The 24,347-nt window shown below is 38.2% G+C and carries 23 protein-coding genes and 1 other annotated feature; of the genes, 2 read left to right on the plus strand and 21 right to left on the minus strand.

Translation table 11 applies throughout. The annotated features are described in order from the left end of the window. Nucleotides 1-5 precede the first annotated feature (5 nt). The 21 genes from NMM19_RS05140 to ybeY all read right to left on the minus strand — a co-directional run bounded on the left by NMM19_RS05140 (nt 6) and on the right by ybeY (nt 21,635). Nucleotides 6-437, minus strand: a complete 432-nt coding sequence (locus tag NMM19_RS05140) for a hypothetical protein (protein WP_178895102.1) — start codon at nt 435-437, stop codon at nt 6-8. Between the two features lie 162 nt (nt 438-599). Then, nucleotides 600-1,358, minus strand: coding sequence for an ABC transporter ATP-binding protein (locus tag NMM19_RS05145; RefSeq protein WP_178895103.1), 759 nt, complete (start codon nt 1,356-1,358; stop codon nt 600-602). Beyond that, nucleotides 1,355-2,221 carry an ABC transporter permease gene (locus NMM19_RS05150; RefSeq protein ID WP_178895104.1) on the minus strand — a complete coding sequence of 289 codons (867 nt, stop codon included), beginning with the start codon at nt 2,219-2,221 and terminating at the stop codon, nt 1,355-1,357. The genes NMM19_RS05145 and NMM19_RS05150 overlap by 4 nt, the downstream gene beginning before the upstream one ends. A 60-nt stretch (nt 2,222-2,281) precedes the next feature. Continuing rightward, nucleotides 2,282-3,280: a tryptophan ABC transporter substrate-binding protein gene (gene trpX / locus NMM19_RS05155; protein WP_178895105.1), complete on the minus strand. Its 999-nt coding sequence runs from the start codon at nt 3,278-3,280 to the stop codon at nt 2,282-2,284. 133 nt (nt 3,281-3,413) lie between these two features. After that, nucleotides 3,414-3,628: a binding site (T-box leader), on the minus strand. A gap of 94 nt (nt 3,629-3,722) precedes the next feature. Then, complete coding sequence (gene ppc / locus NMM19_RS05160; RefSeq protein WP_178895106.1) at nt 3,723-6,548, minus strand: phosphoenolpyruvate carboxylase; 2,826 nt, start codon at nt 6,546-6,548, stop codon at nt 3,723-3,725. 23 nt (nt 6,549-6,571) lie between these two features. After that, the gene (locus NMM19_RS05165; protein ID WP_178895107.1) at nt 6,572-7,783 is read right to left on the minus strand and encodes an FtsW/RodA/SpoVE family cell cycle protein; all 1,212 of its coding nucleotides are present in this window, start codon (nt 7,781-7,783) and stop codon (nt 6,572-6,574) included. A gap of 212 nt (nt 7,784-7,995) precedes the next feature. Next, nucleotides 7,996-8,985: a peptidylprolyl isomerase PrsA gene (prsA, locus tag NMM19_RS05170; protein ID WP_178895108.1), complete on the minus strand. Its 990-nt coding sequence runs from the start codon at nt 8,983-8,985 to the stop codon at nt 7,996-7,998. Nucleotides 8,986-9,058: 73 nt separating this feature from the next. Next, complete coding sequence (locus NMM19_RS05175; RefSeq protein ID WP_178895109.1) at nt 9,059-9,772, minus strand: O-methyltransferase; 714 nt, start codon at nt 9,770-9,772, stop codon at nt 9,059-9,061. A 1-nt stretch (nt 9,773) separates the two neighbouring features. Next, complete coding sequence (gene pepF / locus NMM19_RS05180) at nt 9,774-11,576, minus strand: oligoendopeptidase F (RefSeq protein WP_254730232.1); 1,803 nt, start codon at nt 11,574-11,576, stop codon at nt 9,774-9,776. Nucleotides 11,577-11,594: 18 nt separating this feature from the next. Beyond that, complete coding sequence (locus tag NMM19_RS05185; protein ID WP_178895111.1) at nt 11,595-12,551, minus strand: competence protein CoiA; 957 nt, start codon at nt 12,549-12,551, stop codon at nt 11,595-11,597. 237 nt (nt 12,552-12,788) lie between these two features. After that, nucleotides 12,789-13,937, minus strand: a complete 1,149-nt coding sequence (locus tag NMM19_RS05190; RefSeq protein WP_178895112.1) for a DUF1887 family protein — start codon at nt 13,935-13,937, stop codon at nt 12,789-12,791. Between the two features lie 189 nt (nt 13,938-14,126). After that, nucleotides 14,127-14,987, minus strand: coding sequence for an SAM-dependent methyltransferase TehB (tehB, locus tag NMM19_RS05195; protein WP_178895113.1), 861 nt, complete (start codon nt 14,985-14,987; stop codon nt 14,127-14,129). A 14-nt stretch (nt 14,988-15,001) separates the two neighbouring features. Next, the gene (gene smpB, locus NMM19_RS05200; protein ID WP_178895114.1) at nt 15,002-15,469 is read right to left on the minus strand and encodes an SsrA-binding protein SmpB; all 468 of its coding nucleotides are present in this window, start codon (nt 15,467-15,469) and stop codon (nt 15,002-15,004) included. Continuing rightward, complete coding sequence (gene rnr / locus NMM19_RS05205; RefSeq protein WP_178895115.1) at nt 15,432-17,774, minus strand: ribonuclease R; 2,343 nt, start codon at nt 17,772-17,774, stop codon at nt 15,432-15,434. The genes smpB and rnr overlap by 38 nt, the downstream gene beginning before the upstream one ends. Before the next feature lie 99 nt (nt 17,775-17,873). Then, nucleotides 17,874-18,107 (minus strand): preprotein translocase subunit SecG, encoded by a 234-nt coding sequence (gene secG, locus NMM19_RS05210; protein WP_000282517.1) that lies wholly within the window; start codon nt 18,105-18,107, stop codon nt 17,874-17,876. Between the two features lie 39 nt (nt 18,108-18,146). Next, nucleotides 18,147-18,296, minus strand: coding sequence for a 50S ribosomal protein L33 (gene rpmG / locus NMM19_RS05215; protein ID WP_007519517.1), 150 nt, complete (start codon nt 18,294-18,296; stop codon nt 18,147-18,149). 82 nt (nt 18,297-18,378) lie between these two features. Then, complete coding sequence (coaE, locus tag NMM19_RS05220) at nt 18,379-18,972, minus strand: dephospho-CoA kinase (RefSeq protein WP_178895116.1); 594 nt, start codon at nt 18,970-18,972, stop codon at nt 18,379-18,381. Next, entirely contained in the window at nt 18,972-19,796 is an 825-nt protein-coding gene (gene mutM / locus NMM19_RS05225) for a DNA-formamidopyrimidine glycosylase (RefSeq protein WP_178895117.1), read from the minus strand. Before mutM ends, coaE begins: the two co-directional genes overlap by 1 nt. Nucleotides 19,797-19,844: 48 nt before the next feature. After that, a complete protein-coding gene (gene era / locus NMM19_RS05230) occupies nt 19,845-20,744 on the minus strand; it encodes a GTPase Era (protein WP_004252648.1) in 900 nt (299 codons plus the stop codon). 17 nt (nt 20,745-20,761) lie between these two features. Continuing rightward, entirely contained in the window at nt 20,762-21,157 is a 396-nt protein-coding gene (locus tag NMM19_RS05235) for a diacylglycerol kinase family protein (protein WP_178895118.1), read from the minus strand. Continuing rightward, entirely contained in the window at nt 21,138-21,635 is a 498-nt protein-coding gene (gene ybeY / locus NMM19_RS05240) for an rRNA maturation RNase YbeY (RefSeq protein WP_178895119.1), read from the minus strand. The genes NMM19_RS05235 and ybeY overlap by 20 nt, the downstream gene beginning before the upstream one ends. Before the next feature lie 104 nt (nt 21,636-21,739). Between ybeY and NMM19_RS05245 the strand changes: the two genes are divergently transcribed. Beyond that, nucleotides 21,740-23,392: an NFACT family protein gene (locus NMM19_RS05245; protein ID WP_178895120.1), complete on the plus strand. Its 1,653-nt coding sequence runs from the start codon at nt 21,740-21,742 to the stop codon at nt 23,390-23,392. A 65-nt stretch (nt 23,393-23,457) separates the two neighbouring features. Further along, complete coding sequence (locus NMM19_RS05250) at nt 23,458-24,318, plus strand: YitT family protein (RefSeq protein WP_178895121.1); 861 nt, start codon at nt 23,458-23,460, stop codon at nt 24,316-24,318. Nucleotides 24,319-24,347 lie beyond the last annotated feature (29 nt).

The raw sequence follows: 24,347 nt of genomic DNA on the forward strand, positions 1-24,347 counted from the left end.
AAATCCTATTTCACTTGATTTTCGAGATTATTTTTCAATATCCTGCTAATATACTGACCATCTTTTCTACTGATACAAGCTGTTGCATAAGTCAATGGTGCCTTGTATACCACTCCTCTATAGGATGGATCAGTCAATACAGGCATGGAATAATAGGCGTTCTTTTTATTTTTAAGGTCAATAAACCATTTACCTCCAAGGTGCTTACGGAAGGTTTCACCGATATAAACGGTCAAATAATCCAACATCTTGCGGTCTGCTATCAAAGCATGGTGGTCATCGTAGTGAGCCAAGATCCAAGCCTCCAAATCATCCAAAGACTGTATGCTATAGTCTAAATGAAGGCCTTGTTCCTCAGCAAACTCCCTAGTAAAATAGTCCATCTTAAATCCAATTTGAAAAATCCATTCTTGAAAATCTTCTTGTGTGTAAGTCATCTTTTTATCTCCTACTCCTATAAAAGTTTAAGATTCTTATACTGATTATACTCTATAGTAAAACTGATGAAAAGGAAAAAAAGTAATATTTAAAATTCACCAAAAAACTTAGAAGCAAAAGTCTACTTCTAAGTTTTTAAGGATGCTTGATTTAAAAATTATCTACTCAAAAAGTTGATAATAATCGGAAATTTTCATCTTGGCTTTTTCATCCTTATTCAAATCTTGGATGATTTGTCCATCTTTCATAACAATCAAGCGATTTCCATACTTGAGAGCATCTTCCATATGGTGAGTAATCATCAAAGCTGTTAGATGGTCCTTGTTGATAAAGTCATTTGTCAATTCCATCAAGGCAACACTTGTTTTAGGGTCAAGTGCAGCTGTATGTTCATCCAGTAAAAGGAGCTCTGGACGTTTCAAGGTTGCCATCAAGAGGCTCAAGGCCTGTCTTTGTCCACCTGACAAGAATTCAATCGGTGTATCCAAATGCTTCTCTAGACCATTGCCAACCTTCTCAATGGTTGCTTGAAATTCTTCTTTATAAGCTGAGAGCTTTCTTGGAAATAAGCCACGTTTTTCTCCACGAAACTTAGCAATCAAAAGGTTTTCTGCGACTGTCATACGTGGAGCTGTCCCCATCTTTGGATCTTGAAAAACACGAGAAAGATACTTGGCACGCTTTTCAGGGCTAAAATGAGTTACATCTTCGCCCATGATGCGAATAGTCCCACTAGTCAAGGGAAGAGTTCCTGCAATGCTATTAAAGAGCGTTGACTTTCCTGCTCCATTTCCACCCAAGATTGTGATGAAGTCATGTTCAAAAATTTCAAGTGAAACATCGTTTAGGATAATTTTTTCCTCGTCGAAGCCGTTTTTCACAATTTTTGTGGCATTTTTTAATTCAACAATTGCTGTCATTTGCTTAATTTGACTCCTTTCAAGTATTTATCCTTAAGGGTTGGAATTACTAGACAAGTTGCTAGTATAAGGGCACTGTATAAACGTAGGTAGCTGGTATTAAAGCCAAGAGCAATGACTCCCCATACCAAGAATTGGTAACTAATAGAACCAACAACTATAGTAACCAAGCGTTCTGCTAGAGTTAGACTCTTGAAGAGAACTTCACCGATAATCAAGCTTGCAAGACCAACTACGATAACCCCGATACCACGAGAGACATCGGCATAGCCTTCTTGTTGAGCGATAAGAGCGCCAGCAAGTGCGATCACACCATTTGACAAGACCAAGCCCATAAGCTCCATACGTCCAGTATTGATACCAAAACTACGAGCCATATCTGGATTATCTCCTGTAGCGATATAGGCCTGTCCAAGTTTGGTATCTAGGAAGAAAAGCATGAGTAAAATGACCAAAGTCACAAAAATCAAACCTGTCAGTAACTGATTAACCTCAGATGAGAAAGGAAGAACGTCCTGGATTTGCTTGGTATTTAAGAGTCCAAGGTTTGCGCGCCCCATAATCATAAGCATGATAGAATGGCACGAAGTCATCACCAAAATACCAGACAAGAGTGTTGGAATCTTCCCTTTCGTGTAAAGAAGACCAGTCGCTAAACCTGCAAGACAGCCTGCTCCAACAGCTACTAAGGTAGCAAGAAAAGGATTGACTCCTTGTGTAATTAGAGTTACTGCTACCGCTCCTCCAAGCGGGAAGGAGCCCTCGGTTGTCATATCTGGAAAGTTGAGGATTCGAAAGGTCATAAAGATTCCCAAACCTAGAATAGCCCAGACAAATCCTTGTGAAATTATCGATACTATCATGTTGCATTCATTTCCTTCTTTTAAAAATTGGAGGAGATGTCTCCAACTCCTCCTTCATTCTTATTCGATTACTTGACCAGCTTCTTTGAGAACTGATTCAGGAACAGTAATTCCAAGTTCTTGAGCTAGTTTTTTGTTGATCACTGATTTACCAGTTGAGAAGACATTGACTGGAGTATCAGCAGGTTTTTCACCCTTCAAGACTTTAGCGATCATCTTACCAGTAGCCACACCAAGATCGTGTTGATCAACAACCACTGATGCCAAACCACCCGCTTCTACCATTGCAGTTGCACTTGGATAGATTGGTTTTTTAGCTGTTTGGTTACTTGATACTACAGTTGAGAACGCAGATGCGATTGTGTTGTCAATTGGAACCCAGATTGCATCTACTTTTCCTGTCATGACGTTTACTGTAGAAGCGATTTCGTTAGTTGATGGAACTGCAAAAGTTTCTACTTTCAAACCAGCTTTTTCAGCGTAAGCTTTGAATTCTTCGACTTGTGATTTTGAGTTATCTTCGCTACTTGAGTAAAGAGCTCCGATTGTTTTAACATCAGGTGTCAAAGCTTTAATTAATTCAACTTGTTGCTCAGCAGGGTTGTGGTCAGATACACCTGTGATGTTCCCACCTGGTTTTTCCAAATCTGTTACAAGGTTAGCACCGATTGGGTCAGTTACAGCTGCCATAATAACTGGAAGATCTTTTGTTGCACTTGCAAGCCCTTGAGCTGCTGGAGTTGCGATACCGACAACAACATCGTTTCCGTTTGCTACCAATTGTTTACTCATTGTCGCAACCTTACTTTGGTCACCTTCTGAGTTCATAAAGTCGATTTTAACTTGGTCGCCTTTATAGCCTTCTTCAGCAAGTCCATCTTGGATACCTTGGTAGATCAAGTCAAGTGATGGGTGACTGACAAACTGTAGAACACCAACCTTAGCTATTTTGTTAGCTGTCTCAGTTTTAGTTTCTTGTTTCGTTAAGTTAGAGTAAACCAAGCTTCCTCCAACTACAAGTGCTAGTGTTGCAATAATACCAATTAAACGTTTATTCATATCTATTTCTCCTTATTTCACTTAAACTTAGTAATGTTCATTTCACTTTCATTATAATTTTACCAAGCGTCGCCATCGTTTGATTTCCATAAAATTGCCTCCCCATAGAAAAAGTCCTCACACAAAAAACTTGTGTGAGGACGTCGATGCGCGGTGCCACCTCAATTATAGGAACTATTCCTATCGCTCTTACTCGCTTCACGAGTTGCACTATAAGGTGTGCTCACCGAATTCTTATGATTTCAAATTCTTAATAGCATTCAGCCCAATTTCATCATCTTCATCTATCTGTTTTCACCAACCACAGACTCGCTAAAAAAATTCGATGATTACTTTCTGAATGCTTAAATTATATCATTTTACTAAAACTTGTCAAGGCTTTTTATGAATTATTTTTTAAAATTATGAAAATTCCTACGGTTTTTAAAAAATATAGCTTGTATTAACCTGAATTACGTAATCCTGTAGCAATTCCGTTAATAGTTGTATGAATCAATCTTTCTTCATCTGAAGAAAGCTCGCCACGACGTTGACGCTTAATCAATTCCAACTGGATATAGTTAAGGATATTGAAATAAGGCATACGGTAGTTCAAACTGTCTTTCAAGTAAGTATTTTCTGCCAAAAGTTCATCATAGCCTTCAATAGCCAGGATAACATTCTTAGTCAATTGCCATTCATCCAAAATAGTATAGTAGATTGCTTGTACTTCTTCACTTTCACAAAGTTTAGCATATTCAAAAGCAATATTCATATTTGATTTTGACAAGACCATATCAACGTTAGATAGGAGTGACTGGAAGAAAGGCCAGTTTTTATACATGTCGCGAAGGTATTCAATATTTTTTGGATCTTGATCAATAAATTCTTTGAAGCTTGAACCAACACCATACCAACCCGGGAACATGACACGACTTTGTGACCATGAGAATACCCAAGGAATGGCACGTAGACCACCAATTTCAGTGATTGTTTTACGAGCTGCTGGACGAGAACCAATATTAAAGCTTGAGATATTCTTTATTGGACTAGATTCAAAGAAATAATCGTAGAAATGGTCATTTCCAAATACTAGTTCACGGTAGATATCATAGCTACGACTGACTACTTGGTCCATGATAGCTTCATAGCGATTTGATGTATTAGTATCGCTCTTCTTCTGCGTAATCATACGATTGATAGCTGCTGATACCAACATTTCCAAGTTATAGTAGGCCGCATCCTTGTTTCCGTATTTATTTCCGATAACTTCACCTTGTTCAGTTAATCGAATACGATCTTTGATTGATTTGAGTGGTTGAGAAGCAATGGCATCATAAGTAGGGCCACCACCACGACCAACGGTACCACCACGACCGTGGAAGAAGGTTACTTTGACACCAAACTCATCACCAATAGCAGTCAATTGTTTTTGTGCCTTATAGAGTGTCCAACAAGATGAGAGGTATCCACCATCTTTGTTACTATCAGAGTAGCCAAGCATGATTTCTTGATAATTATCTTTTGAAGCAATCCACTTCTTAGCAAGCGGTAAAGAGAAATACTTTCTCATTGTTTCTTCGGAATGATCCAAGTCCTCAATTGTTTCAAAGAGAGGCACGATTTGAACACGTGCTTTTTCAGCATCCACAAGACCGACTTCTTTGAGCATGATTGCCAATTCTAACATATCAGACACGCTTGTTGCATGAGAAATAATCGTTTGACGAATGACGTCTTCTCCCAAACGATCTTTTAATTCACGAGCAGTTTGGAAAATGGCTAATTCTTTTTCAAGAAGTTCAGACTTTTCAGCATGAGTAGCTGACAAGATTCGAGGATCTTCTAACAATTCATGTAAAAGCAACTCGCACTTCTCATCTTCTGACAAATCGCTATAGTGGTCATTAATACCAGCAGATGCTAACAATTCAGCAACACAGGCTTCATGAACACTTGAGTCTTGGCGCATATCGATAGATGCTAAGAAGAAACCAAAGACTTCAACAGCCTCCAAAAGCTCAGCAAACTCTCCAGTTAGCAAGGCTTCTGCCTTATTTTCAAGCAATGAATCCTTAATGACATATAAGTCATGCTTAAACTCTTCAATTGTTTCGTAGTAAGGAGGACGCTCATCTGCCAAATCTTGGATAGCTCCTGAGATTCGATTGCTGATATAGTCAGTGATTTCTCCTTGTTGATGCCCTTGAGCGCCAAGAAGACGTTCGACATGATGACGTTCATCTGCTGATGAACCAACAACCGCCCACTCTTTTAGATTTAAAAGTGTTTGAATTAATTTAGATTGGATAAAGTGAAAAGCACGACGATAAGGTTCTTTCTCACGGAAGACAGATGTGTCACGAGATTGTGATGCCATTGCTTCGACAGCTTTGCTTGTCTTAGATAAATTTGTCGAAAGCGAGAATGTACGATAGAGACTAGAAATCTTACTGATATAATAATTTAATATTACTTCACTCTGAATAGTTGCTGAACGCATGAGAGTTTCAGCAGTTACAAATGGGTTCCCATCTCGGTCTCCACCGATCCACATTCCCATAGTAATAGGTTTTGCTTGTTTTAGGTCAATACCTTGCTCTTTTGCTAGACGTTTATACTCTAGCATTAGATTTGGTACTGCTTGAAGGAAGGAACTATTGTAGTATTCCATCACATTTGTGATTTCATTAGTTACTTTTAGTTTCTTTTCACGAATCATATCCGTCTGCATGATAATCTCTATATAGCGACGCAGATCATTGTGCCATTTTTCCTTATTAATAAGGCCCATTCTTACGTCACGGTATTTACGCAAGAGCGTATGAATATGAGTTGTCAAATCCAACATACTCTTCCGTTGAACCTGAGTTGGGTGGGCTGTCAATACTGGCACGACATTCAGACGTTCAAGAATCTCGGCCGCATTTTCTTTTTCTGCTACCATTTCAATGGTTGTTGACAATTTTCCAAGGTAATCTTGATCGATATTGTTTAAATGGTTAATCTCGTAAGCCAAGTCAACGTCTTCAGAAATATTGATTAATAGTGGCAAAATAGAGAAATATCTAGAGATGTAGACCATTTCATCATTTGAAAGTCCCGTCACAACTTTATCCAGTCCTTGATAGTCAAGCTTTGATGAAAGTTCCTTTAATTGTATAATTTTGTCAAAGGTCTCAGCGGGAAGCATATTTTTCGTGATATCTTCAAGTAAATCTGTCAAGATTTGAACTTCTTCTTGCACGACAGTTTTGTTACCAAAATTTTCTAACTTTTGAAGAGACATTTTTTTCTCCTTGTTACTTTTTCTTAGAGCTGTGCTTCATATTCGCTATAGAGTTTTGCACGTTTTTCACTAGCATCGATATTTAACACAAAGGCGATAGCTACTGATAGAACCAGGAGACTATTCCCCCCTTGAGAAAGGAATGGGAAGGTTACACCTGTTGAAGGGATCAATCCTGAAATCCCTCCGATATTAACGAATACCTGAATTAGAATCATCCCACCAATACCGATTGCTACCATAGAGTTGAACGGATCTTTTGCTCGTACCCCCACTAAAATAATACGAAGAATTAGGAAGAATAATAGTGCTAAAATAAGACTGGCACCAACAAATCCAAATTCCTCAATCACAATAGAGAAAACGAAGTCCGTGTGTGCCTCAGGTAGATAACCTCGTTTTTCGATAGAGTTTCCTAATCCTAGCCCAAACCATCCTCCATTTACCATAGCATAGTATGAATTTGCCAACTGGTGTCCTGCACCAGCGACATCATCAAATGGATTAAAGAAAGCACTGAATCGTTTAGCAACGTATCCAAATACTGGAATCTTAGAAACCTTTTCAACACCAATCAATTTAATGGCTGTGAGGGAAACAAAGGATAAACTGGTCAATATTCCAAGAATAGTTGCAAACCATCGATGAGCTATCCCACTAATTGAGTACATCAACAATGCTACTAAAAAGAGAATTGTAGCATTTCCAAGGTCAGGGAAAATAGCCAAACTTCCAATCATGACCAAAAGGACAAATCGCCAATCGTTAAAGGATCTAGGCAACCATTGGTTTTGAGTTAAAACTTGAAAATCATAAATACCAATCTCTTCTTGTTGTTTTGAAAAACGTTGAGCCAAGTACCAAATGATTATAATTTTCAAGTATTCCGCAGGCTGAACAGTTATAGGTCCTACTTTAATCCAACCGTAAGCACCATTGATGGGAATCCCAATCAAACGGGCTAAAGCTAGTAACACTAACTCAGCAAACATAACAATAAATAACAAACGTTCGTTTCGAAGAAAACCAAGTTTCAACTTATAGATTACTGCAATAAGCAACAAACTAACGATCCAAAACAAGCCCTGATTTCGAACTAATTGAAAAGCGCTCTTTCCTTCTTGAATCAAAGATGCACTCGTTGTCGAATATACCACTATTAAACCCAGAACGGATAAGAGAATATAGGGCACTAAAATAGAGTAATTCAACAGGTGCCTTTTACTAATTTTCATACTTCACCATCTACTAAATTTTTAATTTTCTATTCATTCTAGTTTTACAAGCTATTATACCATTTTTTAGACTAGAAAAAAACTCTTACCCTATAAAGGTTAGAATTTAAGCTTGTAGAATTCAAACAACAATTATTCTCATTTATAACTTTTATCTACGGAAGATTAAAAAAACTCTATCTTTCAAGAGTAGAAAGATAGAGTTGTCACCCTTAGTTTGAAGATGTTGTTGTAGTTTCACTTGCTGTTGTTGTAGTATCGCTTGCTGCTGATGTAGTTGTAGTTTCACTTGTTGTATCACTTTGGATATACTGAGTAAAGATATTTTGGAAGGCTTGGTCCTTAACCTTAATATTTGCGGCTTGCAATTCTTTACTAATAATACCTTGAACGAAAGTAGCATCATTTTGTTTTTGAGTCAGGATAACTGTCTTCAATTTTTCTTTATAATCTTCCCAGTTAGAAGATTTTTCTGTTTTCTTGGTCAATTTCACAATATAGAAACTGTTTGAATAAGCTTGTGTACCTGGAGCTGTGATCACATCTGAAATACCATTTACATCAAGAGCAAATGCAGCTTTTTTAACAACGTCTGGCAATTCTGTTGATGCAGAGTCAAAAGTGATTTCTCCCCCATTTGCTTTTGTCTTTTCGTCAGTTGAATTATCTTTAGCCAATTGTGCGAAGTCAGCTCCAGATTCTTTTGCTTTAGCAAGAACTTCTTTAGCCTTATCTTCACTATCAAGTTTAATAATTTGCGCAGTTACTTCTGGTGTGTACTCATCGTAAGCTTTTTTGTAGTTCTCATCTGTCAATTCAGCTTCTGCAGCTTTCTTAACAGCATACTCAACCAATTTACTTGTACGAATTTGAGCCTTACGACTTTCAGCTGTCATACCAGCACGAGAAAGAACGATTTGATAGCTATCACCATATTTCTTCTGCTCTTCTGCTACAGCTTCTTCAACTTCTTTATCACTTACTTCAGATCCATATTGTTTTTCAAAAACTTTTTGAATAGTCATGTTAAGTAATACTTGTTGAGCAGTTGGGTTGTTTTTCACTTCTTCATAAAATTGGTGCTCAGTGATGACATCACCCTTCATACTGATGAGGTCAGCTCCTTGAGAACTATTTGAACAAGCAGCCAAAGTAGCTACTGATAACAAAGTGATGGCACCAGCCAATAATTTTTTCTTCATGTTTACTCCTTTTTATCACTAGATAAATGTTTACCTTATCTATTTTACTAAATTGTCTTAAAAATATCTGAAACTAATCAACATCAGGCAGTTCTACTTCTGCTTGATTCTTTCTTAGCATCAATATTCCATCTCCAAGAGGAACTAGACTAGCTGTTAATCCTGGATTGTCTAAAGTTGCGTCAAATAGTCTTTGCAAACCACGATAAATGGTTCGTTGCCCGCGTCGGACTTCCATAATATCCTTAGCAATGTCTCCACCTTGGAAAATATCATCCAAGACAACTACTCCACCAACCTCAAGGTGTTTTAGGATTTCTGGCAAAAATACGATGTATTTGGATTTTGCAGAATCCATAAAAACAAAATCATAGGTCTCTGTCAATGTTGACAAAACGTCTACCGCATCGCCTTCCAAAAGAGTGATTTGTTGGCGAGTATCAAACTTGGCGAAATTTTCCTTGGCAAAACCAATCATTTCAGGATTTCTGTCAATGGTTGTAATTTTAGCCTCTGGGGCATGTTGAGCCATTAAAAGTGCCGAAAATCCAATTGCCGCTCCAATTTCTAAAATATTTTTTGGTTGAATTGTTTCCATTAGGAAACGGAAATAAGCGACTGTTTCATGAGGAATGATAGGAATATTCTCCTTGCGAGCAAAGTTTTCTAGTTCTTTTAAAGAACCAGTCACCTGCTCTTGTCTGTGGCGCATAAATTCCACAATCTCATCCTTAACAACAGGCCGTCGCATGTTATGGTTAGCATTTTTACTGTATGACTCAACCATTTTATGCTAATCCTAATTTTTCAACAAGGGCTTCGAACTCGTCCAAACGGCGTTCAAAGACTTCAAAAGCATCATTAAGATAGTCTTCTTTTTCCATATCGACACCAGCTTTTCGCATGATATTTAGAGGATAGTCTGACTTCCCAGCCTTGAGGTAATCAATATAACGGTCACGATCATCTTGACTACCGTGAACAATCTTTTCAGCCAAGGCCGAAGCTGCTGCAAAACCTGTTGAATATTGATATACATAGTAATTATAGTAGAAATGAGGGATACGAGCCCACTCATACTGAATTTGAGGGTTGTCTTCCTTGCTCAAGCCATAATATTCTTGGTTCAAGTCAGCATAGAGATTGTTTAAGAACTCGCTTGTCAAGACTTCACCATTTTGATCGGCTTGGTGAATAGCATGTTCAAATTCAGCAAATTGAGTTTGGCGGAACACTGTTCCACGGAAACCATCCAAGAAGTTATTGAGAATAGCAAAGCGTGTTGCGTCATCTTGAACTTCTTGCAATAATTTTTCAGTTAAGATATTTTCATTGGTTGTTGAAGCAATTTCTGCCAAGAAGATTGAGTAATCTCCGTATACATAAGGTTGGGTTTCACGCGTGTAGCTTGAATGCATACTATGACCTGTCTCATGTACAAGAGTAAAGAGATTGTCTAGGTTATCTTGCCAGTTAAGAAGCATAAAAGCGTTAGTATCGTAGGAACCACCAGAGTATGCACCTGAACGCTTGCCTTGGTTTTCATACACATCAATCCAACGTTCGCTAAAGGCGCGTTTGACACGACTCAAGTAATCTTCGCCAAGAACTGCTAAAGCTTCTTCTGCCTTCTTCAAGGCTTCCTCATAAGTAAAGCTGTATTCTACTGAAGACAAAGGTGTATAGACATCGTACATTTTAAGGTCTGGAATACCCAATATTTTTGAGCGAAGTGAGAGATAACGATGCAATAATGGCAAATGCTTACGAACAGCAGATACTAAGTTGTCATAGACACTTTCTGGAACAAAGTTCGCTGCAAGAGCTGCTTCACGCGCACTCTTGTAGTTTCGAACTTTTGCACGGTAGTTTTGTACTTTTACATTGGTCTGCAAGGTTTTAGCGTAAGTGTGCTGGTATTGCTCATAGGTAGAGTATAGTGCTTCATATGCACCACGACGAACTTCACGGTTCTTAGATTCTACTAAGCGCATATAGACACCGTGTGACAACTGCACTTCATTTCCATCTTCATCTTTAACAAATGGAAAGGCGATATCTGCATTATCTAAGATAGCGAAAGTTTCACTAGCAGCACCAAAGATTTCACCAGCACCTGCTAACAACTCTTCTTCACGTTGTGAAAGGACATGTTCCTTATTTTGCAAGAGTTTATCAAAGAAGTGTTTATAAGGCTGGAGTCTTGGTTCTTCTGCTAAAAAGTTTTGATACTGCTCTTCTGTTATTGCCATAAATTCTGGCTCATAGAAAGAGAACACCTGGTCGAGTTGACTATAAAGAGTCATTGCTTTTGCATAGTATTCTTGATATTTAGCAACTCGTGTATCCTGGTCGTTTTTCATATGAGCGTAGACATAGAGTTTTTCAAGACGACGGCTCAAATCCAAATAACGCTCTGTAATATTTAATAGGCTCTCTGCGCTATCCAAAAGATGCCCTTCAAGGCTAGCTGCTTCTTTTGTGTCCTCGGTTAATAGGGCTAATTCTTCTTCCCATTTTTGGTCTGTTTCAAAGATTGTTGATAGATCCCATGTATCTTTTTCATTGATTTCATTTCGTTGTAATACCATAAATTTCCTCCATCCTTTCTATTTTACCATATTTTTCGAGAAATAATGCTGATAAAAGGCAGGTGGATAGAGCTTTTGTTGCTGATTTTGTGGATTCAGTTCATAATAAGCCTGAAAGTTGCGGTAATAATCATATAGATTTTGACTTATCTGACAAAAATGAACATGTTCTATCGGCCTTACTTGGGGATACCAGTCCTGAGTCTTCAAATTTAATAGGTTTTCTCCTCTCAAGTAAGCTTGGGCTTGTTGCTTCATCCAATATGGATTTTGATAATAGAGTTGTTTTTGAATGTAACGACAAATATTTGCGTCTTGCTCAATGGAAAAAGTGGTTAGTTTTTGTTGCTGATAAGGGGTTCGTAATATTTCTAAAAGATTCCCTTTGCCATATGGAAATTCCTTGACCTGGTAATGTAGTTTTCCTTTCAAATCTTGATGGAGTAGATACTTGAGTCTCAAAACTCGTTTTTTATAATCTAACTCCCAAAGATAAAATCCCATATTATTACTAAAATAAAGAAAATCTCTTTGAAGTTTAGTTAGTCGCTCTTTTAGCCAGAGCTTTTCTCCCAATAGCCAAAGAACTTGAATTCCCAAACTTCGATAACCATTGCTTCTCTCCCGTAAAAGTTCACAAGAAATAGGACTACACTGAACTTCCAGTGCTAATCGCTTATTGATGAGGATATCTGCGATTTGCTTAAGTTCAGGAATCAGATGTTCCATTTCTACTTCAGCATCTTTCTTAGCCCAATTAAAAAGTGCCACCTTATTCTCTAAATGTTCTGGTCCTTCGTTCTCATGATAAAAATCACAACTTTTTAAACTTTCATGTGCAAAATGAGTTCTTACATTTTTTCCTTTTTTCAAGCGAACACTCGTTCCGCAAGCTGGACAATAATAAGCTTGTTTCTTTACTTCATTCTCTAACGCGTTGATTAAATGACCTTTTTTATCTCTAGCTAAAAACATATATCCCCCTTTTCTACTTTATTCGAAAAGGATAAGAAAAGAGAGTGGGACAGAAATCGGTAATTTGCTAGAATTCGATTTCGTCGTCCCACCTCCGCACAGTTGAGTAGGGCTGTAAAAGCTGATGAAAGCAGCGTAGTAGAGCCCACTCAACCACTGCGTCTTGCTCGACAATCCAAAGACAATTGAGAGTCTAGAACTATTATCCCAGACTCTTCTTCACTATAACATCTAGTATCATTGACGTTTGTTCTTCATATATTTTCGTAACATGGGAATAAGATTCTGTATTTGATCCTGCTTTATCACCATTACACCATATTCCTGACAACGATGACTATAAACAGGATTGATTTTTCCAGAGCAAACAATCATTTTCAAACAATTATCACCTGCAAAATGATTGGCATAAACTTCAAGTTCGTTAATAGCTTCAACTGCTAGATCCGTCATTTTACAAGAAATGAAAACTACAGAGTGACCTTTACGAAGAATAACATCAATCTCATTTTGAACATTGTCAGCCTCAGGGAAAATCCCATTCCAGTCAATTTCAGTACCAATCATACATTCATCAAAATACTCCGACTCGAGCGCTAGTAAATAGATATACAATTCTAAAATATGCCCTTTAGTTCGACATAACAGATGTGCTTCTGGTGTTGGGAATGTATAAGTAACAGTATCTGTTGTTTCCTCTTCTACTTTTAATAAATTAGCTTTTGTGAACAAAGGAATCAAGCTACTGGGGTAAGAATAAGTTTTTGCATTACTCTCCAAAACTTTTGCTGTTTCAGCGTGAAAATCATTTGTTTTTGCCAGTGCAAAGAATTGGGTAATCTGATACCATTTTTCAGGATTTTCGATAGCATATTTGGCCAATTTTTTTATAGCTAGCACTTGCTTATTAGAATGCTGAGGCCTTCTTGATTTAAGGACTTTTCCACCACGTAAAGCTATCAATTGTTCAATGGATAAACTAGGAAGCTCTAACTTTTTATCATAAATCTTACCCCTTTCCCAGGCATACTGCTTTCCTTGTTCAACATCCATAGCAATAATGGGAATACCTTTCTCCAAACCATACTGATATAGAACTATTGCTAATAGATTATCTCCACCAAAAACATCGATGGTCACTGTCTCAAAATCATTGATAAATACGTCTAATTCCTGGCAGATTTTTTCTAGGTGAAATTGTCGAAAATATACTTGTTTTAAGTGTGGAACTTGTTCCATTAGAAAATGCTTCAAGGATAGCTTATCTTCCTCAGCAATTTTTCTTGTAGAAAGGTATAAAATCTCATCACAATCATTGACAAAAGCCTGGTAGACATTTTTCTCAATAGCATGACGATCGTATAGTTCAATTAAAAGACTAGTCATCTTAAGACCTCCTAGACAAAAAAGTCTGAAAGAATAGTGGTCGATCAGAATCGTTGAAAAACTATCACAATTCTGTTAAATTTCATCGACTTCTCCTACTTCTAGTATAGCATAAATTGAGATTTCCCTTTCTTATTAGGGTAACAAATAAGGAATAGAAAACGACCGCTCTCTATTCCTTTTATACATTTATTTTACTTTTTTAGCCAACATGGTTGCAAAACGTAGTTGGATACGATTTCCGTTTTCATCACGACGGTGGAGATGGCCAGGATTTTCATTGTACTTCACTAATTCCCAGTCCTTGTAGTAATTTGATAACTCACCCTCTTTGAAGGTAAATGGGAAATCAACTGAACATGGATAATCTTCTGTATCCATAGCACACACAATCAAATTGTAACCTCCAATTGAGGTTTGTTCCTGCATGTTTTGAATAATAGCTGGAATGCGATCTGCTTGTAAAAACATCAGAACAACCGTTGATACGATAAAATCGTAAGTTTGTCCAATGCTAGCTGAATTGATATCGTAGATACCGACAGGCATTTCTAAATCTTCTTGCTCCACAATGCTCTGCAAGATTTCAAGAGATAGCTCATTTTGATCTACAGCTGTGACATCAAAGCCATGTTGAGCTAGAAAGAGTGCATTTCTTCCTTGACCACATCCTAGGTCTAGTGTCTTACATGGTTTTACTGTATCCATAGCTTCTAAAACTTCCGAATGAACTGGATTGCTATTGTATTTCTTAGGGAAGTAATCCTCCAGTTTACAGTAGAATTCCAAGTACCATTCCACATCTTCTGTGGCTGCTTCTACTCTGTGCCAGGCTTGAGGTTGTGCCATAGGATTATCAGCACCTGCTTCAAAAAAGTGCTCGGCTAAAACTTCCCCGTCTTCAGTCAACTCAATAAACTTAAGAGTCCCTTTTAATACGGTAATCTTGCCCCAGGTTCCGACCTTAGTATTGTGTTTTCTTTGAACAGCTTCTGGCATGGTGTCTTTATTCCAGACAGGCATGCGTTTGTAAGCAACTAGTTTATCCATATTCTTCACTCTTTCTATCGATGGTTAACAGCTTTCATCACACGCGCAATATCACGATCTTGCTCACGTCGTTTGATAGACTCACGTTTATCGTAATCGTGTTTCCCTTTTGCTAATCCTAAAAGAAGCTTGGCGTAACCATCTTTGATATAAACTTTAAGAGGAACCAGCGTCATCCCTGTTCCTTTGGTTTCTTGCTCTAATTTCTGGATTTGTTTTTTATGAAGGAGGAGTTTTCGACGACGTTCTGGCTCCTGGTTCCAGATGTTGCCCTCTTCATACGGAGCGATATGGACATTACTCAGCCAAACTTCCCCATTCTTAACCTGGGCAAACCCATCTTTCAGATTGATGCGAGCTGCTCGAACACTTTTGATCTCAGTTCCTGTCAAAACCATTCCTGCTTCAAGCGTATCTACAATTATATAGTCGTGGTGCGCCTTTTTATTTTGCGCGACGACCTTTCCCTCGCCCTTTGCCATGCTTGGCTCCTTTCTTTGCTACTTCTTTATAAAAAGGTTTCTTGCTTTTTTTCTTCTTGTCTTTTGGAGAATGCTTGCGCTTATCAACTAAGCGACCAGATTTTCTCTTGTCTTCTTTCTTATCTGAACGACGCCCTCTATCCTTACGACCAGAGTCTTTCAAACCTTTCTCAATGACATCAAATTCACTTGGAATAAAGGAGAAATCAATCTCACCAGTCATCTTATCAGCTCTTTCAACACGAATACGTATCTGCTGACCCACTCGGAAAGTAATTCCTGATTTCCCCCCAAGAAGGGTTAAATCGCGTTCGTTAAAATGATAGAACTCAGGCAGATTTGTAATATGAATCAAGCCTTCGACTGTATTTGGCAATTCAACAAAAAGACCAAATTTGACGATACTTGATACTACTGCATCATACTCTTCACCCACAAACTCTTCCATGTACTCAGCTTTTTTCATGGCTTCGACTTCACGTTCAGCTTCGATAGCCCGACGCTCACGATTGGATGATTGAGTTGCAATCTCTGGAATGACCTGTTCAAAATGTTCCGCCACTTCTTTAGAACGTCCATAGTCACGAATCATTCGGTGAACAAGGAGGTCCGGATAACGGCGAATCGGACTGGTAAAGTGAGTGTAATAGTCTGCGGCTAAACCATAATGCCCATGATTATGCTCAGAATAACGAGCCTGCTGCATAGAACGCAAAAGCATCATGGATAATACATCCGCGTAAGGTTCTCCCTCAACAGCACGCATGATGTCTTGGAGGGCTTCTTGACTAATTTCACTGGCAGTCCCATAAATTCTCAAGCCAAAACTTGAAGCATAATCAATAAACTTCTGAACTTTTTCAGCTTTAGGTTCCTCATGGATACGATAGATAAAAGGTAGGTCCAGCTTGCTGAAGTGCTCAGCAACCGTTTCGTTAGCAATCAACATAAAGGACTCAATCATACGTTCAGCAACACCACGATGTCGAAGAACAATGTCAACTGGCTTGCCTTTTTTATCTACCAAAATCTTAGCTTCATTGGTATCAAAACTGAGGGCTCCACGCTTAATTCGCATACTTTCCAAAGTTTCATGGAGCTTGGCCATAAGTTCGATACTAGGAACAATTTTCTTATACTCTCGTCTCTTCTCCTCGTCACCTGCTAGGATGTCATTGACATCACTATAAGTCATACGGAAACTTGTCTTGATAACAGTCTGTGTAATCGTATAATTACGAACACGACCATTTTTATCAATCTCCATAATAGCAGATTGAGTCAAGCGGTCCACTTGAGGGTTAAGAGAACAGATACCGTTTGAAAGACGCTCTGGCAACATTGGAACTACACGGTCTGTCACGTAGACGGAGGTCGCCCGATTAAGGGCTTCCTTATCTAGAGCAGATCCCTCTGTCACATAGTAAGAAACGTCGGCAATATGAACACCTAGTTCGATATTTCCATTTTTCAATGGTTTGATATGAACAGCATCATCCAAGTCTTTTGCATCCGCACCATCTATAGTAAATGTAATTTCATTCCTAAGATCCAATCGTCCTTCAAAATCCTTCTCAGATGGTACATCCGGTACATTTTCCGCTTCTTTAAGAACAGCTTCTGGAAACTCAGATACAATGTCCATTGACTCCAAGACTTCGAGGACATCAATCCCTGCATCTGTAGAATGTCCAACAACATCTAGCACACTAGCGACAAAGAAATCGTGTTTCTTACTTGGGTACTTATCAATAAAGACCTTGAGAACTTCTGTACCGTCTAATTGAATAGCTGGCTTCTTAACGTAGATAGGTTGACTAATCTTTTGATTTTTAGAACGGATATAACCCGCATACTTGGGTTTTTCCTCATCAAGAACGATTTGCCCGACAACCGTCGTCAAACTGTGTTCTAAAATATCAATAATCTTAGCTTCAGCTGCTGTACCTTTCTGTCGGTCTGCAATCTTCTTAATTACAATTTCAACAGTATCGCCATCAATGGCATAGTTAACATCATTTTTTCCTACAAAAAGGTCATCTTCTTCCCCTTCTAGGCTTACAAAACCAAAGCCATTTTTGTGGGCATGAAAAGTTCCTTTAAGAGTAATCTCGTGTTTCTTCTTTTGGTCCAAGGTGAGACTACCATCTTCTTCAAAGCGAATTTGGTGCTTCCTTTCCATCAGGGACAAGGTTTTAATGAGCTCTCGAAAGTCCTTGGAACCATCCTTTCCAAGAGCTTGAGCCAAGTCATTTACAGTGACTCGTCCCTTTTCTTTTAAATATTCTTTTATTCTATCTTTCATGTTTTCTTTCTAGATTGTTAAAATTTTTCTTTTTGGCGTAAAACCTTATTTCTTTCAAAAATAAAAATAGGCAAAGACCTAGTCTCGCCCATTATTTTCTTATCTACTTGATAATACCGTCAATGCTAAGGCAATGGCTAGCCAGAAAAAGACTAAGATTCCTGTCAAACGTTGCATTACGGCTTCAAAACCACGCGCTTTGCTACGTTCAAACAAATCACCTGAGCTGGCATCAAATACATTGCTAGATTGATTTTTAGTTGGTTGCATAAAAATTGCAATCACAATCACAACAGATAATACTAATAAAATGGTTAATAATAGGTTATACATATCAAACTCCTTAAAATCCCTATTATTCTACCATAATTTCTACTTAGATTCAAGATGTAGAGTCACTTTTCTTTCTTTGGGACAATACTTTAAGACTTCAATCTTATCTGGATGTGTTTTAGAGTTCTTACTGGTTAGATAATTCATGCTGCCACAAGAGGAGCATTTTAGATTAATTTTTACACGCACTAGATTTTTGTATTTGATACTATTTTAATCTAAGATGACTTGAACAAACAATACCAAAATTCTCCTTCCTAACAAAGTTGATTTATAGACACATTTCATCAAGCAACTGAACTACCTGAGCTATCAGCTGTTCTTGATTTCCATTATTATCTAGACTGTGGCTAGCCAGACTAATTTTTCTTTCTAAAGGCCATTGAGAGTTTAAACGGGATTCAGCTGCTTCTTTTGAAATTTGATCCCGTCTCATTAATCGCTCCAATTGAACATCACGATTTACATAGACTAACCAAGTTTCGTCAAACCATGAAGCATAGTCCTGCTCAAAAAGCAGGGGAATATCCATGAAAAAGAGTGCTTCAGTCCGAGCCAACTGATTTCGTAAAATGGCTAACTCCTCACGAATAATTTCTCCTTGGGTTCTCTTAGACCATTCCTGCTCTTCGGGCTTTGAAAAAATAAGACTAGCCAGAATGGGGCGATTCAGTTCACCATTCTCAAGAAGGATCTTCTCCCCAAAGTGCTCCACTAAAATCTGATAGAGACGTCCACCTGGTTTTTGTAGTTGGTGCACAAGGGCATCCGCATCAACGACTTCAAACCCTTTGTGTCTAAGAAAATTTATAACAGTTGACTTCCCAGATGCAATGCCTCCAGTAATTCCAATGATTTTAGCCATTACTTCCTCCTTTGACACTTAGGACAAAAGTGAGTTCCACGACCACCAAGTTGAATCTTTTCGATGATAGCTCCGCAACGCGAACAAGCTTGACCTGCCTTGTCGTATACTTGATGAAATTCCTGCATAGTGCCATCTTCTCCAAAAGCATTGGTATAGGTTCGGATAGTGGACCCTCCCTTTTCAACAGCCTGTCCTAGAACCTTAATGGTTTCATCATGGACTTTTCTAGCCTCTTGGGAGCTTAAACTATTAGAACTTCTAAACGGATGAATCTTCGCTCTCCAAAGAACTTCATCAACATAGATATTTCCTAATCCTGCTACAAGAGTCTGGTCCAGCAAATGAGATTTAATTGGTTTTTTAGACTTTTTCAAGGCTAGTTTTAATCTTGCTAAATCAAAATCTTGCTCAGTCGGTTCCGGACCTAATTTTTTAGTAACAAAGTAAGCTTCTAAAAGCTTCGGAGCAAGCAATTCCATAGTCCCAAACTTACGAACATCCTCATACACCAAAGTACCACCATCTTCAAAATGTATCAAAATATGAGCGTGTTTACGTTCTGGAACTTGGTCTGGGTAATAAAAATACTTGCCTTCCATTCTCAAATGTGAGATAAGGACTTTATCAGATAAATAGAAAAGTAGATACTTGCCACGGCGTCCCATTGATAAGATAACTTGACCAGGCAGTTCCTTTCGAAATTGGTCCAAATCTGTCTTAATCATCTTGGGGTAACGAATGTCAAGACTAGCAACCTTCTTCCCCAGAATCAATTTTTCTAGTCCACGCCGAACCGTTTCGACCTCAGGTAATTCAGGCATAGCTCCTCCTTTTCTAAAAACAAGAAGCAGGCTACTGCCCACCTCTTCTTAATATTCTTTTTCGTTGTAACCAAAATCAGCAAGATCTAATTTCTTATCGCGCCAATTTTTCTTAACCTTGACCCATGTTTCTAGGAAGACCTTGTCACCTAGCATGAGTTCGATATCTTTACGAGCCATGGTTCCAATTTTCTTGAGCATGGCACCGCCTTTACCAATGATAATTCCTTTTTGGCTGTCACGCTCGACCATAATGGTTGCTCGAATATGAACTTTATCGGTTTCCTCATCTCGTTTCATAGAATCAACCACTACTGCAACTGAGTGTGGAATTTCCTCACGCGTTAAGTGTAAAACTTTTTCACGAATCATCTCTGATACTAGGAAACGCTCTGGGTGATCTGTGATTTGATCTGACGGGAAATATTGGAAACCTTCTTCTAAGTTTTCGCTCAAAATATCGATCAAACGCGAAACATTATTTCCTTGTAGAGCTGAAATCGGTACAATTTCCTTAAAGTCCATCTGATTACGGAAGTCATCGATCTGAGCCAAAAGTTGGTCTGGGTGCACCTTGTCAATCTTGTTTACCACGAGAATCACAGGAACCTTAGCAGCCTTGAGTCGTTCGATAATCATATCGTCACCCTTCCCACGTGGTTCATCAGCAGGAACCATAAAGAGAACGGTATCGACTTCACGAAGAGTGCTATAGGCTGACTCTACCATGAAATCTCCAAGAGCTGTCTTAGGTTTGTGAATTCCCGGCGTATCGATAAAGACAATCTGTTCCTTATCGGTCGTGTAGATTCCCATAATCTTGTTGCGCGTTGTCTGCGCCTTGTCACTCATGATGGCAATTTTTTGCCCCATGACATGATTCAAAAAAGTTGACTTCCCAACATTGGGACGTCCTAAAATGGCTACAAAGCCTGATTTAAATGTCATAGTTACCTCTATAATGTTTAAAATAGCAAATCCCAAATCCTAGGGATGAAAATGATAAGTCCAGTCACTGCAGCAAATAAAGACACAACAAGAACTGCACCTGCAGCCATGTCTTTAGCCTTCTTTGCAAGCATATCGAAGTGATAATGGCTAGCCAAATCCACTACATTTTCAATAGCAGAATTTAAAATCTCAAAAGCAATTACTAAAAAAATGCTTAATAGGAGAAATAGCCATTCAATTCTGGAAACTTGAAAAACAATGCCTGCAAGTAGAACTAAGAGAGAAGTCACCGTATGCTTTCTCATATTACGCTCTTCTTTTATGGCAGTAAAAATACCTGTCAGGGCAAAATCTAAACTTGAAAGCAAGTCGCGATTCTTCCATTTTCGTTTATTGTCTTGTGAGTCCATAGGCTGTTAAAATTTCTTCTTGTAAACCGAACATCTCCGCTTCTTCTTCCGGAGTGTAGTGATCATAACCGTTTATGTGTAAAAAACCGTGCACAGCTAAAAAGCCCATTTCACGTTCAAAACTATGACCGTACTCTTCAGCTTGCTCATGCGCTTTATCAATTGAAATGAATAACTCGCCGATATAAGAATCAAATTCTGACATCATTTCTGCTAAGTCAGGATCTTCTGCCAAATCCTCTTCGTCAAAGGTAATCTCTAATTCAGGTTTGTATTCAAGACTAATAACGTCTGTTGGACGGTCAGTATCACGAAACTCTAAATTGAGTTCATGACTGCGTTCATTGGTCACAAAAGTGACTGCCATCTCCTTGTCTTCTTTTCCAATTTTTTTAGCAGCAAATTCCAAAATTTCTTGTGTTTGCTTTAAAATTTCTTCAGAAACCTGACCAGTTTCATCTACCATTTCAATATACATGTGCTTCTCGATTCTCTTTACTTGGCTTTATTATACCATATTTCTATGATTTTATTCTACCTTTTTGATATAATACTATGGAATACATTCATAAGGAGAGAACCATGTCATTTGATGGATTTTTTTTACACCACATGGTTGAGGAATTGCGAGCTGAATTACTAAACGGTCGCATTCAAAAAATTAATCAACCCTTTGACCAAGAATTGGTCTTACAAATCCGTAGCAATCGCCAAAGTCATCGTCTGCTCCTTTCTGCTCACCCTGTTTTCGGACGCATCCAGTTAACAGAAACGACCTTTGAAAACCCTGCTCAACCTTCTACCTTTATCATGGTTTTGAGGAAATATTTACAGGGTGCTGTTATCGAGTCTATCGAGCAGATTGAAAACGATCGAATCGTTGAAATCACTGTTTCTAACAAGAATGAGATTGGAGACAATATCCAAGCCACCCTCATCATTGAGATTATGGGTAAACATAGTAATATTCTCCTTGTAGATAAGTCTAGCAATAAAGTTCTTGAGGTTATCAAACACATTGGTTTCTCTCAAAATAGTTACCGTACACTCCTACCTGGTGCAACGTACTTAGCACCACCAAGTACGGAGGCTCTCAATCCTTTTACCATCAAGGATGAAAAACTTTTTGAAATCCTACAAACACAGGAATTGACAGCTAAAAATCTTCAAGTTCTCTTTCAAGGTTTAGGCCGTGATACGGCATTTGAATTAGAAAATTTATTAACTATTGAAAGACTTTCCAATTTCCGTAACTTTTTTAATCAAGAAACAAATCCATGCTTAACTGATAAGTCTTTTTCTTGTGTCCCTTTTTCAACTAAAATTGAAGGACATTTTTCAAGCTTATCTCAACTTCTTGATGTTTTTTACAAAGATAAGGCAGAACGTGATCGTGTCAAACAACAGGCTAGTGAACTCATTCGTCGTGTTGAAAATGAACTACAAAAAAATCGTCAAAAACTGAAGAAACAAGAAAAAGAACTTCAAGCTACCGAAAACGCTGAAGAATTTCGTCAAAAAGGCGAATTACTAACGACTTTTCTTCATCAAGTTCCAAACGACCAAGACCAAGTCATATTAGATAACTACTACACCAATCAGCCTATCACAATTGCACTTGATAAGGCTTTAACACCAAACCAAAACGCTCAAAAATACTTCAAACGTTATCAGAAGTTAAAAGAGGCTGTCAAATATCTGACTGAACTAATTGAAGAAACCAAGGCAACAATTCTTTATTTGGAAAGTGTAGAGACAGTTCTCAGCCAAGCTGGGTTAGATGAAATTGCTGAAATTCGTGAAGAATTAATTCAAACAGGCTTTATTAGAAGACGCCAACGCGAGAAAATTCAAAAGCGTAAAAAGCCAGAGAAATATCTAGCTAGCGATGGTAAAACCATTATTCTCGTTGGACGAAACAATCTTCAAAACGAAGAGTTGACCTTTAAAATAGCACGCAAAGAGGAACTTTGGTTCCATGCTAAGGATATACCAGGAAGCCACGTTGTCATCTCAGGAAATCTGAATCCTTCTGACGAAGTCAAGACGGATGCTGCAGAACTAGCTGCCTACTATTCGAAAGGACGCCTTTCCAATCTTGTTCAAGTTGATATGATTGAGGTTAAAAAGCTTAATAAACCAACTGGTGGAAAACCTGGATTTGTGACTTATACAGGTCAAAAAACGCTTCGTGTCACACCTGATTCTGAGAAAATTGAATCCATGAAATTGTAATAAAACTTTTGTAGTCAAACTCTCACTACTTTACTTTTGCACAAATAAATATAGGAGGGAGCTCTATGCTTCGGCATATTAAATCAACTGTAACTATTATTTTCGGAGCTGCTATTTTCGCCTTCGGACTTACCTATTTTGTTGTTCCACATCACTTGTTCGAAGGTGGAGCAACAGGGATAACCTTGATTACCTACTATCTCTTTAACATCCCTATTTCGCTGATGAATATCTTGATTAATATCCCTCTCTTCTTACTAGCTTGGAAAATATTTGGACTAAGATCACTATATTCCAGTCTACTTGGAACCATCGCTGTCTCCGTCTGGTTAGCTATCTTTGAGAAGATTCCTCTTCAGTTTAACCTTGAAGGAGATCTCGTTGTGGTTGCTTTAGTAGCTGGTGTCCTCCTAGGTGTTGGACTTGGTGTTATTTTCAATGCGGGTGGAACAACTGGTGGTACTGATATCGTCGCTCGTATCCTTAATAAATACACCAATATCTCTGTTGGAAAATTGCTTTTTGGACTTGATTTTCTGATTCTAATGTTGATTTTAATCATCTTCCAAGACCTACGTCTTGTAACCTATACTCTCTTATTTGACTTCATCGTTTCAAGAGTTATTGACTTAATCGGTGAGGGTGGATATGCTGGAAAAGGATTTATGATTATCACTCAAAAACCGATGGAATTAGCCGATAAAATTAACGAAGAACTCGGTCGTGGTGTTACCTTTATCTCAGGACAAGGCTACTATAGCAAAAAGGACTTAAAGATTATTTACTGTATTGTCGCAAGAAATGAAATTGTCAAGATGAAAGAAATGATTCATACAGTTGATCCGATGGCCTTTATCACTATCACGGAAGCTCACGAAATCCTTGGAGAAGGGTTTACTTTCCCAGCAAGAGACGAGGTTTCTTAACCTAAAAATAAAAAAAGTAACTTCAACTA

It is taken from the genome of Streptococcus sp. CF8_St5-17, from assembly GCF_024295665.1.
Lineage (GTDB): Bacteria > Bacillota > Bacilli > Lactobacillales > Streptococcaceae > Streptococcus.